The sequence below is a fragment of the Paraburkholderia tuberum STM678 genome (assembly GCF_902833905.1).
Taxonomy (GTDB): domain Bacteria; phylum Pseudomonadota; class Gammaproteobacteria; order Burkholderiales; family Burkholderiaceae; genus Paraburkholderia; species Paraburkholderia tuberum.
Map to the genome: position 1 here is coordinate 34250 of NZ_CADFGP010000002.1, position 12748 is coordinate 46997.

Here is a 12748-nt window from a genome sequence, read left to right on the forward strand (position 1 = left end):
GTTAACGGCAGGCCGATTGGCGGCTTGAGGCCAATTCCCGCAAAAAGCGCTCTACGTGCAGGTTTCATCGTCGATCGTCGCGATTGCGGTTGTTTTGCGCAACAATGCGCCGGTGGTCGCGACGAATCACCTTGCGCAGCGCAGCGGCACTTCCTAGAGTGGGTAGGGACCGCATGGCACGCGCCGCGCGGATGTTTTGTTGCACCGATGCACTACCCAGACCCTGCACGAAGGAACCACGATGACCGACCTACTCGACCGGGCGCGCGGCGCACTGCACGCCCAGCCGTTCAGCATGCTGCTAGGCGCGGAGCTGATCCACGCCGGCAGCGACGAGCTCACCCTATGTCTGCCGATTCGAGATGAACTGCGGCAGCAGCATGGCTTCGTACATGGCGGCGTCATCAGCTATCTCGCCGACAATGCGTTGACGTTCGCTGGCGCGCTGTCGCTGGGTCCGAGAGTCGTGACCGGTGAGTACAAGATCAATTATCTGCGCCCGGCAGTGAAGGGCACGCTGATCGCGCGCGCCAGCGTGGTCTATGCGGGCAGGCATCAGGCGACCTGCCAGTGCAGCGTGTTCGTGATGGAGGGGAATCGCGAGAAGCTGGTGGCGGTTGCGCAGGGCACTGTGAATCGGATTGGAGAGGACGGGGAGCAGGAGGCGGGGAGTTAAAGCCGGGACGCCATGAAAAAAGCCGCTCCTGCGCGAAACAGGAACGGCCTTTCATTCACGGCGATATGACGGAAAGAGAAAGCGCGTTACTCCGCCGCGTAAGTCTTCTGCGTCTGCTCGCCCAGCCCTTCGATACCCAGACGTACCGTCTGCCCCGGCTTCAGAAACACCGGGTTCGGCTTCACACCCATGCCCACGCCCGGCGGCGTGCCGGTCGAGATAACGTCGCCCGGCTGCAGGCTCATGCACTGCGACACATACGACACCAGCTTCGCGACACTGAAGATCATCGTCTTCGTGCTGCCGTTCTGGTAGCGATGGCCGTCCACTTCGAGCCACAGGCTCAGGTTCTGGGGATCCGCGACTTCGTCGCGCGTGACGACCCACGGGCCGATCGGGCCGAACGTGTCGAAGCCCTTGCCCTTGTCCCACGTGCCGCCGCGCTCGATCTGCCATTCGCGCTCCGACACGTCGTTGATGACGCAGTAGCCGGCCACATGCTCGAGCGCGTTCGCTTCGTCGACATACTTCGCCGCCTTGCCGATCACGACGCCGAGTTCCACTTCCCAGTCGGTCTTCTTCGAACCGCGCGGGATTTCGATATCGTCGTTCGGGCCGCTGATCGCGCTCGTCCACTTGTTGAAAATGACCGGTTCCGCCGGTACCGGCAGATTCGATTCCGCCGCGTGATCCGCATAGTTCAGGCCGATGCAGATGAACTTGCCGATCTTGCCGACGCACGGTCCAACGCGCGGATTACCTTCGACGACCGGAAGCGTTGCCGGATCGAGCGCGCGCAGTTTCGCGAGACTTTCATCGCCGAGCACAGCGCCGTCGATATCGCCCACTACCTTCGACAAATCGCGAATCTTGCCTTGCGCGTCGAGCAGGCCCGGCTTTTCCTGGCCTTTCGGCCCATAACGAAGCAGTTTCATCGTTGCACTTCCCTTTACGTTCAGTAGTGTCCGGTTCGTCAGTCAATCAGAATCAGTTCGACCATCCGCCGTCGATTACATGGAGTTGGCCCGTCGTGAACGACGACTCGTCGGACGCGAGATACAGCGCGAGCGCGGCGATCTCCTCCGGCTTGCCGATGCGGCCCATCGGCTGACGCGCGACGAAGGCGGCCTGCACCGTATCGAGCGACGCGCCCTGCGCCTGAGCCTGCGCGGCGATTCGCTGTTCGAGCGATGGCGAGGACACCGTGCCCGGGCAAATCGCGTTACAGCGTACACCACGCGTGACGAAATCCGCAGCGACGGACTTCGTCAGCCCGACCACCGCGGCCTTCGACGCGCCGTACGCGAAGCGATTCGGCACGCCCTTCACGCTCGACGCCGCCGACGACATGTTGATGATCGAGCCGCCGCCCTTCTCCAGCATGGCCGGCAAGAACGCGCGAATCATACGGTACATGGCCTTCGCGTTGAGGTCGAAGGCGAAATCCCAGTCCTCCTCGCTGCATTCGAGGATATTGCCCGAGTGTACGAAGCCCGCGCAGTTGAACAGCACGTCGATCGTGCCGACTTCCGCGGCGAGCGCCTTGATCGCCGCGCCATCGAGCACGTCGAGCTTGCGCGCCTCGACCGGCTTGCCGGCGAGTCCGTCGATGCGGATATCGGTGGCGATCACGCGCGCGCCTTCGCGCGCGAACAGTTCGGCGGTGGCGAGACCGATACCTTGTCCCGCCGCGGTGATCAGGGCCGTTTTGCCGGCCAGTCTTTGTGTCATCTACGACTCCAGTTGAATGGGCTGCTAACGAAATCAAAGCCGATAAAACGCGGCGGCGTTCTCGCCGAACACGGCGTCGCGCTCGGCGTCGTTCAACGACGCGACGAGCGTGGTCGCCACCGAATGCCAGAGCAAATAGTCGCCGTTCATTTCGAGCACCGGCCAGTCGCTGCCCCACATCAGCCGCGCGGGACCGAAAGTGTTCAGCAGATGCTCGACGTAGGGCCGCAGCGTGTCCTCGGTCCAGCCGGGCGAGGCCTCGGTCGCGAGACCCGACAGCTTGCAGTGCACCTGCGGCAGCGCGGCGAGCCGCGTGATCGCGTCGCGCCATACCGGGTAGCCCGCCTGGCCGTAGCGGATCGGCGGCTTCGCGCCATGATCGACCACCATGCGCAGCGCCGGAAAACGCTGCGCGAAGATCTCGACGTATTGCACGTGACGCGCGTAGATCAGCGCATCGAACGCGAGATCGTGCGCGATCAGCGCCTCGATCGCCGGCGCGAGATCGGGGTTGGCGATCCAGCCGTCGTCGGGCAGATCCTGAAGCATCGGCCGCACGCCCTTGAACTTCGGCTCGCGCGCGAGCACCTCGATCAGATCGGGCGCGTTCGGCAACAACAGCGGCACCCAGCCGACCACGCCCGCGATCGACGGCTCGTGCCGCGCGATGTCGAGCAGGTAGCGGGTTTCGTCGAGCGTCGGCGCGGCCTGCACGACCACGGTCCGCTCGATGCCGGCCTGTTCGCGCAACGGCTTCAGATCATCAGGCCCGAACGGCCGGTAGAGGATTTTCAGCTCCGGCGTCAGCCACTCGTAGTCTCCCCGCGCGGGGTCCCAGTAGTGCTGGTGAGCGTCGATCGGCATGGTCGGATCAGTCCTCGGGCGCGGGCGCACGGGGGTCGAGCAGGCCCGCGTCGCGCAATGCGGACCACAAGGCCGCGGGGATCGGCAGTTCGAACGACGCGACGTTCTCGCGTAATTCGTCGGCGCTACGCGCGCCGGTCAGCACGGTGGCGACCGCCGGGTGTCCATACGGAAACTGCAACGCGGCGGCGGCGAGCGGCACGTCATGCGCGCGACATACCGCCTCCAGACGCGCGACGCGCTCGATCACCTCGGGCGGCGCGGCGCCGTAATTGAACTTCAGATCGCCTTCGACGCCCCGCGCCAGAATGCCCGAATTGAACGCGCCGCCGAGCAGGATGCTGACGCCGCGCGCCTCGCAGGCGGGCAGCAGGTCGTCGAGGGTAGTCTGCTCGAGCAGCGTATAACGGCCCGCGAGCAACGCGCAATCGATCTCGCACTCGGCCATCGCGTCGAGGATCACCGCGCCCTCGTTGACGCCGAGGCCGAGCGCCTTGATTGCGCCCGTCGAGCGCAGGCGCTCGAGCGCACGGAAGCCGCCCCCTTCGGTCAGTTGCCGCCAGTAGTGCGGATGCTGGTCGCCGTGCGTGACGCGACCGATGTCATGCACGAGCAGGACGTCGATATCGATGATGCCGAGGCGCTGCTGGCTGTCCTCGAACGAACGCAGAATGCCGTCGTGCGTGTAGTCGTAGATCGCTTCGAACGGCAGCGGATTCTGCCAGCCTTCGCGGTCGTCGAATGGCGACGTGCGCGGCACGAAGCGGCGGCCGACCTTGGTCGACAGCACATACTCGCCGCGCGGATAGTGGCGCAGCGCGGCGCCGAGCCGATGCTCGGCCTTGGTGTTGCCGTAGTGCGGCGCGGTGTCGAAGTAGCGCACACCCGCGTCCCAGGCGGCGGCGATCGTCGCTTGGGCCTCCTCGTCGGACAGGTCGCGGTACAGGCCGCCGAGCGGCGCCGTGCCGAGCCCCAGTCCGCTCACCTGCAGCGAGCCGCGGCCGATACGGCGCCGCTGCCCGATTTTCGATACGATCGATGCCGACATGAGCGTGTCTCCAGATTTGTGGTCTTTTTACCATGCGGCGGCGAGGGCGCGGCGGTCACACTCCGCGCACCGCTTGGGAAGTGCATTCATTCACCAATGAACGTATTATTCATATTCGAATTTTTCCAAGTCAAGAAAACTACGCGGCGCGGATGCCTGGGTTTTCCCTGGACATAGGCCATCCAGTTCGCGAAATGCTACGCACTCGCCCGCGCACACCAGATAATCAGAACTCCACACGGAATTCCCGGACCCTCACGATGGACGCCGAAGACAAGGACGACGACCGCTATCGCGCCCCCGCGCTGGATAAAGGCCTCGACATTCTCGAGCTACTGTCCGAGCAGAAGGAAGGACTCACGCGCGCCGAAATCACGCGGCAGTTGGGCCGCAACGCGAGCGAGATGTACCGGATGCTCGAACGCCTCGTCGCGCGCCAATACGTGGTGCGCTCGGCGGCCGGCGACCGCTACTCGCTGAGCCTGAAGCTGTTCGCGCTCGCGCACCGTCATCCGCCAATGAACCGGCTGATCGCAGAAGCGCTGCCGCTGATGCAGCGTTTCGCCGACGCGGCCGAGCAGTCTTGCCACCTCGTCGTCTACGACCGCGGCAACCTGCTGGTGATTGCGCAAGTCGACGGACCGGGCACATGGGGCATGTCAGTGCGGCTCGGTTCGCGGGTCGGCCTGATCGACACCGGTTCGGGGCGCGTGATGCTCGCGTTCCAGAGCGTCGAGCAGCGCCAGCAGATGCTGGCGGAGCACACGAAGGTGAAGGGCGAAGTGACGCTCGATCTCGACGCGCTGGAGGAGGCCTGCGAGCGCATCCGCGCGGCGGGCTTCTGGCAGAAGGACAGCCAGCAGACCTTCGGCGTCACCGACGTGACGTTCCCGATACTCGCGCCGTCGGGACAGGCGAGCGCGGTGCTGACCTGCCCGTATCTGCGGCGGATCGACGAATACGTCGCGCCGACGCTCGAAGCGGCCACCACGCTGCTGCGCGACACGGTGCAGGCGCTGTCGATGTTCCGCGAGCAGGCGGCGTGATCGGTAAGTTGCGCGGCGGCGCGCACGCGCACATGGTTTAGAATGGCGGCCCTTCCAAAATAACGCCGCATGACGGGCTCATGCGCGCGCATCGATTGAGCAATGGCCAAACTTCTGACCGATTCCGAATTCCAGCGTTTTTCCGAACTCCAGCAGAAGCAGTCGAGCTTCACGATCTCCGCCGAAGAAGCCGACGAGCTGCGCGACATCGTCGCCCACGCGCAGAAGCGCCGCGACGACCGCGCCGCCGCGATGCAAAGCATCGAGACCTTCATCCAGCAGTTCCACATCACGCCCGACGAGCTGTTTTCGCCCGAGCAAATCGGCGAAGCGGCGCGCACCTACGGCCTGATTCCGGCCGCGCGCAAGGAGCGCGTGCTGCCGCCGTCGCTGACGTTCAACGGCAAGCCGTACCAATGGACCACCCGTGCGCTGCCCGACGAAATTCGCGTGCCGCTGTTCGACGCGTTCAAGGGCGGTGAGTCGGTGAAAGCGTTCATTTCGACGCTGAAGGACGCGAACCGCTGCGCCGCGACGATCGCGCGGCTCGAACGCGAAACCGGCGCCGTGTATGCGCAGGCATGGCTCGACGAGCTGTCGGTCACGCGCGCGCAGGTCGATGAGGCGGCACAGAAGCTGGCGGCGTGAGGCGGTGAAGCCATGCGTTGAGCGGCTCGCGACGTCAGCCGCTCAACGCGCCGGCTGGTTCTGCGCGGCGGACTTCGGGTCCGCCCCCGCCGTTTCGTCGAGCGCCATCCGCAAGCCGACCACACCGGGGTCATCGGTCCGCGTGATCGTGAAGCCGCTGGCCTTCGCGAGCGCGATCATCGCGGTGTTCTCGCGCAACGCTTCACCGATCAGCCAGTGCGTGTCGCGCGCCCGCGCGTACGCGATGATCCGCTGCATCAGCAACTGGCCGAGACGCCGCCCTTTCTGATCCGAGCGCACGGTCACCGCGAATTCGGCCGTCTCGTTGTCGGGATCGGCCACCGCACGCACCACGCCGAGCGTCTGCGCGACGCCGTCTTCGTTGTCGACCGTCGCGATCAGCGCCATTTCCCGGTCGTAGTCGATCTGCGTCATGCGCGCGAGTTGCGAGTGGTCGAACGCGCCGACTGAAGCGAAAAAACGCAGCCGCAAATCTTCCGGCGTCATCGCCTGCACGAACTCGCGATGCGCGTTTTCGTCTTCGGGGCGAATCGGCCGCACCGTTACACGCATCCCCTGCCAGTCGATCGTTTCCTCGAAGCGGCGCGGATACGGCACGATCGCGAGACGGCTGCGCTGCGCGCCGAGCCGCAACACGGGATCGACCACCGTCACGCGGTCCCGGTAGACCCTGAGCTTCAACGACAGGCCGACGATCTCGCGCACGTCGCAAACCGCTTGCGACACCGCCGTCAACGCCGCGAGCGTCGGCTCCGGCGCGACCAGCCTCGCGTAGTGCGAACGCATGACGATATCGCGCGCGAGCATCGGATTGAGCGGCGGCAGGCCGTACACGTGCAACCCGCTGGAAACACCGTCGATCGGCGGTGCGGCGAAGCGGAACACGGGGCCGAAATTGTCGTCGTCGTGCAGTTCGACGGCGACGTCGACGATGGGTTTTGCGGCGCCGTCGGCATCGGCGCCCGGCGCATCGGCGCCCGGCACATCGGCGCCCGACGCGTGGGCGCCCCCTCCTTGCGCACCCTCCACCCGCAACCCGAACCGCGACAGAAACCGCGCCGCCGCCGCCCCGGCCAGCTCGCTCGCGCCCGCCGCCAACGCTTCGCGAGCCTGCGCCAGAGCGGCGTCGATCGACTCGGGAATCTGCGCAGGCAGGCCTTCCGGCGTTTGCATCAGCAGTTCGCGGCCCAGCCGGTAATCGACCAGACGGGCGAAGGCGCGCGCGAGCCGCTGCGGCGTCGTGTGCACCGGGATACCCTGCGCATGCAGCGCGTCGCGCCTCGTCGCATCGACACCGCCGAAAAAGCACGCGAGCAGCCCGCGATACGCAAAGCGCTGATGCTCGATCAGCGCCTGCGCGACGTCGTCGACGGGCGCGCCATGCGTCGATGCGTGCACCACGACGGCGGTGCCGGTCTCGCGATACTCGCCGAGCAGCTTCAGCGCAGTGCCGAAGTGCTCAGGACGCGCGCCGTCGCCGAGCAGCAGCGGATTGCCGCCGACCGCGAGCGGCAGCGCCTCGCGCAGCGCGTCCGACGCCGCGGCCGGCCACGGCGCGAGCAGGCCGCCGGCGGCGGTGAACGCATCGCGCGCGAGCGTCGCGAGACCGCGGTCGCTAGTGATCAGCGTGGCGCTGGCGCCCGCCGCCACGCGGCCGACGCCGAGCGTTTCGATTTCGTCGAGCAGATCGTCGAGCGCGTCGACGCGCACGAGGCCCGCGCGCCGGAACGCCGCTGTGTAGAGACCGTCGGCGGGATCGTCGCGGCCGGAGCGCAGCGCGAGCACCGGCTTGTTGCGCGCCGCCGCGCGCGCGGCCGACATGAACTTGCGCGCCGCCCGCACGCTGTCGAGTTCGAGCAGGATCGCGCGGGTGCCGGGGTCGCTCGCGAGGTAATCGAGCACGTCGCCGGCATCGACGTCGGCCTCCGCTCCGAGCGCCACCGCGTGCGAAAAACCGAGCCCGCGCGCTCGTGCCCAGCCGAGCACTGCGTTGGTCAGCGCATTCGACTGCGACACCCACGCGACGCCGCCCGCCTTGACCGTGCATGACGGCGCGCCCAGATGCGCGCCGAGCGCCGGCGACACCACGCCGAGACTGCCGGGTCCGACGATGCGCAACAGATGCGGCCGCGCCGCCGACAGCGCGTGCCGCAGTTCGAGCCGGTCTTCATCGCTGCGCACCTCGCCGACGATGATTACGGCGCGCGTGCCCATGCCACCGAGCTTATGGATCAGCGAGGGCCACGTCGCGGGCGGCGTGCAGATCACCGCGACAGTGGGCGCCTGCGGCAGATCGCCGACGTCGGCAATCACCGGGTGGACGCCGAGCGTCGCGTGCTTCGGATTGACCGGCCACAGCGGGCCGTCGAAGCCGCCTTCCAGCACACGCGCCCAGACCATCGCGCCGGTGCTGCCCGGCCGCTCGGACGCGCCGATCACGGCGACGGATTTCGGGCGAAACAAGGCGTCGAGGTTGCGAACGGTCACGGGCGCTCCATGCGGTTGGACAGGAATTGGAGCCGGCTTCGCGGCGAGGCGGGTGGTTCCGTCAGCATAGGCGAAGTCGCGCGCTGGCGCGGGACGTTGTTGCGGCGGAAAAGTAAAAAGCCGCGTCGAACGACGCGGCTTTTTTGCTTCGAAACCAGCGGACGCGCGGTTTTACATCGCCTTTCTGAACGGCGCCCCCGAGTGCTCGCGCAACTCGTTGAACACGATCTTCGGCCACGCCTTCTGCGCGACTTCGATCTCCGATACGTGCGAGGCCAGATAGGTCGGCGCATCGGACGCGTCGAGCGCGATCCGCGCCGAGTACGAGTCGGTGAAGCGGCGCAGCTCGGCCGCATCGTCGCAGGTCACCCAGCGCGACAGCCGGTAACGCGCCGGCGCCATGCGCACGACGACCTTGTATTCCGTCGACAGACGGTGCGACACCACTTCGAACTGCAGCTGCCCGACCGCGCCGAGAATCATCAGACCGCCGGCTTCGGGACGGAACACCTGGATCGCGCCTTCCTCGCCGAGCTGCTTCAGCGCTTCGCCGAGCTGCTTCGCGCGCATCGGATCGACCACTTCGACGGTCTGGAAAATTTCCGGCGCGAAGAACGGCAGGCCGACGAACTGCAGCTGCTCGCCTTCGGTCAGCGTATCGCCGAGACTCAGCGTGCCGTGGTTCGGAATACCGATGATGTCGCCCGGATACGCCTCGCTCACCGTCTCGCGACGCTGCGACAGGAACGTGACCACGTTGTTTGCGCGGAACGTCTTGTTCGAGCGCGTGACCTTCACCGCCATGCCGCGCTCGAAACGTCCCGAGCACACGCGGATGAACGCGACGCGGTCGCGGTGCGCGAGGTCCATGTTCGCCTGCACCTTGAACACGACGCCGGTGAACTTCGACTCTTCCGGCTGCACCGGACGCTGTACGGTCATTCGCATCGACGGCGGCGGCGCGAGGTCGACCAGCGCGTCGAGAATCTCCTTCACGCCGAAGTTGTTGATCGCCGAACCGAACAGCACCGGCGACTGCTGGCCGGCGAGGAACTGCTCACGGTCGAACTCGGGCGTCGCGCCGCTGATCAGATCGATTTCTTCCTTCGCACGCACCCACGCATGGCCGAAACGGCGCTCGCCTTCCTCGTTGCTCAGTGCCTGCAGCGTTTCGACCGCGCCGCCGGCCGTGTCCTGACCGGCGCGGAACACGCGCACCTGATCGCGCTGGACGTCGTAGACGCCCTGGAAATCCTTGCCCATGCCGATCGGCCATGTGAAAGGCACCGCCGCCACGCCGAGGTGCTGCTCGATCTCATCGAGCAGTTCGAGGGGCTCGCGCACTTCGCGGTCGAGCTTGTTGATGAACGTGACGATCGGCGTCTTGCGGCTGCGGCAGACTTCCAGCAGCTTCAGCGTCTGCGCTTCGACGCCGTTCGCGCCGTCGATCACCATCACGGCGGCGTCGACCGCGGTCAGCACACGGTAGGTGTCCTCGGAGAAGTCTTCGTGGCCCGGCGTGTCGAGCAGGTTGATCACGCAATCGCCGTACTCGAACTGCATCACCGAGCTCGCGACCGAAATGCCGCGTTGCTTTTCGATTTCCATCCAGTCGGACGTCGCGTAGCGGTTGCTCTTGCGGCCCTTCACGGTACCGGCGATCTGGATCGCGCCCGAGAACAGCAGCAGTTTTTCGGTGAGCGTGGTTTTACCCGCGTCCGGGTGGGAAATGACCGCGAACGTGCGGCGGCGTTTGAGTTCGGAGACTGACATCGGGTCTGGCGGTCACGGAAAGGGGTTCAGGCGGTTCCCGGCGGCCGTGCGCGGCCGGTATGCCGCGCGTGGCGCGGCGGCGTCGAGCTGCGAGAATCAGGCGCGGGCCCGGATCGGCCGGCGCTCGCACCGCGTCCGAAAACGGGTGGCGAACGGGTCACGACCCAGCGTTCGACAATGCGGGAATCGCTGGCGCAAAAACGGCGCAAGGTGCGAATGATACACGTCTGGCGCGACGGCCGGGGGAAAGGGCCCCGGCGCCGGACGGGGCGACGGCGCGAGCGTCGGCGCGCCGCGCATGCTTCTGGCAAAGGTGAGCGTTTTCGGGACTTACGGCGGCGAATATCGATTTGCGGTCAAAGGTGAGGATCGCGAAGCGCATGCACGCACCTGCCAGGTCGCGGGCGCCACCAACGCGATGCGCGGGAAAACGGCGATAAAGCTTCGCACCGCTATGAACAGGTTCCGGCTCGACGCCTGGAAACGCCCGCCAGCAAAGGCTGTCGCGGGTTTTCTGCGAGCGGCGCGGGCGGGGCGGCACGATGGCGATTCGCACTCGCGGAGGTGCGTCGCGCGACAAAGCCTGGCTCACCGAAGCATCCCGCGAGGTTCGAATGCATCGGTAAATATCGCCGTATACGTTCAGGCGTCACGCAAAGGTGAGCGTTTTCGGGACCTTTGCAACGGTGCGGAACGGATCAAACCACGCATCACTTCAGAGAACACGGACGCATCGGCACCCACGATGAAGCTCAACCTTCGATCAGAAACCGCTCGCGATTTTTGCCGACGAGCCAGGCCGGCGAGCGCCCACGGCCGCTCCAGGTTTCGCCGGTCTTCGGATTGCGGTACTTGGCGACGGACGTCGTCGACGACGACTTGCGGCGCGGCTTCGGCGAGGCGCTCGTCAAGCCGAGTTCTTCGGCGGTCAGGTCGTATTCGGCAATCTTCTGCTTGATATCGGCGATAGCTTGCGAGACTTCTTTTTCGCGCGCGGCTGCGACTTCCTTGTGGAGTTTTTCGAGTTGCGCAGTCAGCTGTTTGTAAGAGGCCATGCCGGTGTTCCCCCCCTCGGTTGGACGCACTGCGATGAATCGCGATGAATGGTTGGCGGACACTATCAGACGAATAAATCACAGGATAGTGAATCGCGCGGCCGAGCGCATGCGCGACGGCCCCGCTCAATCGTCGATCGCATCGTAGACGCGGCGTTCGAAGTCGATGGCCATCGGGAAGGGGTCGATCGAGCGGCGCTGGATCAGCATCAGGCCGATCATGTTCTCGACCGGATCGGCGAACCAGCTCGTGCCGTACGCGCCGGGCCAACCGAACGAGCCGAGCGAGCGGTAGCCGAGCGGCAATTGCTGCGCCGGATCATCGACGATCGACAGGCCGAGGCCGAAGCCTTGCGCCGCCCAGATCACGTGACCGAAGGCAGGCAGGCGGCGCTGGTCGCGGCTCAGGAAATTGCTGCGCATCAGGTCGACCGAGCGATGCGACAGCAGCCGCGTGTCGCCGACGCGGCCGCGCCCGAGCAGCAGTTGCGCGAATCGCAGATAATCCTCGGCGGTCGAGACCAACCCGCCGCCGCCGCTCTGAAAGCGTTGCGGATTGGCCCAGCGGCTCGCCGCCGCATGATCCTCGACCACACGACGCCGCGTGCCGGGATCGATGTTGTACGCGGTGGCGAGGCGCGCAAGCTGTGCGTCGGGCACCCAGAACGCGGTGTCGCGCATGCCGAGAGGCGCGAAAATGCGCGTGCGGAAAAACTCCCCAAGAGTCATGCCGCTCACGCGTTCTATCAGCACGCCGAGCACGTCGGTCGCCACGCCGTAGTGCCAGCGCGAGCCGGGCTGGAACATCAGCGGCAACGCGGCGATGCGCGCAAGCCATGCGCTGTTGCCGCCGCTCGCCTCGAAGCCGTTGAACGCGGCTGCGTAGGCTTCGCCAAGCGGACCCGTCGCCGTGAAGTGATACGCGAAGCCCGCGCGATGCGTGAGCAGGTCGAGCACCGTAATCGGCACGCGTAACGGATCGGTCTGGTCGAGCGGGCCGGTCGGGTCACGCAGCACGCGCGGCGCGGCAAGCTCGGGCAGCCACCGCGAGATGGGCGCATCGAGCGCGAGGCGGTCTTCCTCGATCAGCATCATGATCGCGGCGCTCGTCACCGGCTTCGTCATCGATGCGATGCGAAACAGCGTGTCGCGCTCCATCGGCAATTGCGCGGCTTCGTCGCGTAGGCCTGCCGGTTCGAAGTAGCCGATTTCGCCGCGCCGCCATACGAGCGACACCACCCCCGCCACTTCGCCCCGTTCCACGTAGCCCTGCATCGCGTTGGTCAGCGTAGCGAGCCGGGTCGCGGCAAGTCCTGCTATCTGCATGTACATCCTGTGTCGGTAAAAGAAAACGTGCGCGCGCCCAGGTCGCTTTGGGCGATCAAACCGAAAGATAAAA

The 12748-nt window shown here is 66.2% G+C and carries 11 protein-coding genes; 3 read left to right on the forward strand and 8 right to left on the reverse strand.

Features of this window, described 5'->3' with window-relative positions; translation table 11 throughout:
- Positions 1 to 241: 241 nt before the first annotated feature.
- Entirely contained in the window at positions 242 to 676 is a 435-nt protein-coding gene (locus tag HWY30_RS01785; protein ID WP_090808238.1) for a PaaI family thioesterase, read from the forward strand.
- Between the two features lie 86 nt (positions 677 to 762).
- On the opposite strand, the gene HWY30_RS01790 is transcribed toward HWY30_RS01785, so the two are convergent.
- The 4 genes from HWY30_RS01790 to HWY30_RS01805 are packed head-to-tail and all read right to left on the reverse strand — an operon-like array spanning position 763 to position 4319.
- On the reverse strand, positions 763 to 1611 hold the full coding sequence (locus HWY30_RS01790) for an ureidoglycolate lyase (RefSeq protein WP_090808236.1): 849 nt from the start codon (positions 1609 to 1611) through the stop codon (positions 763 to 765).
- Between the two features lie 52 nt (positions 1612 to 1663).
- Complete coding sequence (locus HWY30_RS01795) at positions 1664 to 2407, reverse strand: SDR family oxidoreductase (RefSeq protein ID WP_090808234.1); 744 nt, start codon at positions 2405 to 2407, stop codon at positions 1664 to 1666.
- A gap of 33 nt (positions 2408 to 2440) precedes the next feature.
- Entirely contained in the window at positions 2441 to 3271 is an 831-nt protein-coding gene (locus tag HWY30_RS01800; RefSeq protein ID WP_090810344.1) for an amidohydrolase family protein, read from the reverse strand.
- A 7-nt stretch (positions 3272 to 3278) separates the two neighbouring features.
- The gene (locus HWY30_RS01805) at positions 3279 to 4319 is read right to left on the reverse strand and encodes an aldo/keto reductase (protein WP_090808232.1); all 1041 of its coding nucleotides are present in this window, start codon (positions 4317 to 4319) and stop codon (positions 3279 to 3281) included.
- A 260-nt stretch (positions 4320 to 4579) separates the two neighbouring features.
- On the opposite strand from HWY30_RS01805, the gene HWY30_RS01810 reads away from it, so the two are divergent.
- Together HWY30_RS01810 and HWY30_RS01815 are read left to right on the forward strand one after the other, a co-directional pair.
- Positions 4580 to 5365, forward strand: coding sequence for an IclR family transcriptional regulator (locus HWY30_RS01810; protein ID WP_090808230.1), 786 nt, complete (start codon positions 4580 to 4582; stop codon positions 5363 to 5365).
- Between the two features lie 102 nt (positions 5366 to 5467).
- The gene (locus HWY30_RS01815) at positions 5468 to 6013 is read left to right on the forward strand and encodes a hypothetical protein (protein WP_090808228.1); all 546 of its coding nucleotides are present in this window, start codon (positions 5468 to 5470) and stop codon (positions 6011 to 6013) included.
- 42 nt (positions 6014 to 6055) lie between these two features.
- Here the strand turns inward: HWY30_RS01815 and HWY30_RS01820 are convergent, their stop codons facing one another.
- The 4 genes from HWY30_RS01820 to HWY30_RS01835 form a co-directional block, all read right to left on the reverse strand.
- Entirely contained in the window at positions 6056 to 8521 is a 2466-nt protein-coding gene (locus tag HWY30_RS01820; RefSeq protein ID WP_090808226.1) for a bifunctional acetate--CoA ligase family protein/GNAT family N-acetyltransferase, read from the reverse strand.
- Between the two features lie 171 nt (positions 8522 to 8692).
- The gene (locus HWY30_RS01825; RefSeq protein WP_090808225.1) at positions 8693 to 10294 is read right to left on the reverse strand and encodes a peptide chain release factor 3; all 1602 of its coding nucleotides are present in this window, start codon (positions 10292 to 10294) and stop codon (positions 8693 to 8695) included.
- Positions 10295 to 11046: 752 nt separating this feature from the next.
- Positions 11047 to 11349, reverse strand: coding sequence for an H-NS histone family protein (locus HWY30_RS01830; protein ID WP_090808223.1), 303 nt, complete (start codon positions 11347 to 11349; stop codon positions 11047 to 11049).
- A 126-nt stretch (positions 11350 to 11475) separates the two neighbouring features.
- Positions 11476 to 12675: a serine hydrolase domain-containing protein gene (locus HWY30_RS01835; protein ID WP_090810343.1), complete on the reverse strand. Its 1200-nt coding sequence runs from the start codon at positions 12673 to 12675 to the stop codon at positions 11476 to 11478.
- Positions 12676 to 12748 lie beyond the last annotated feature (73 nt).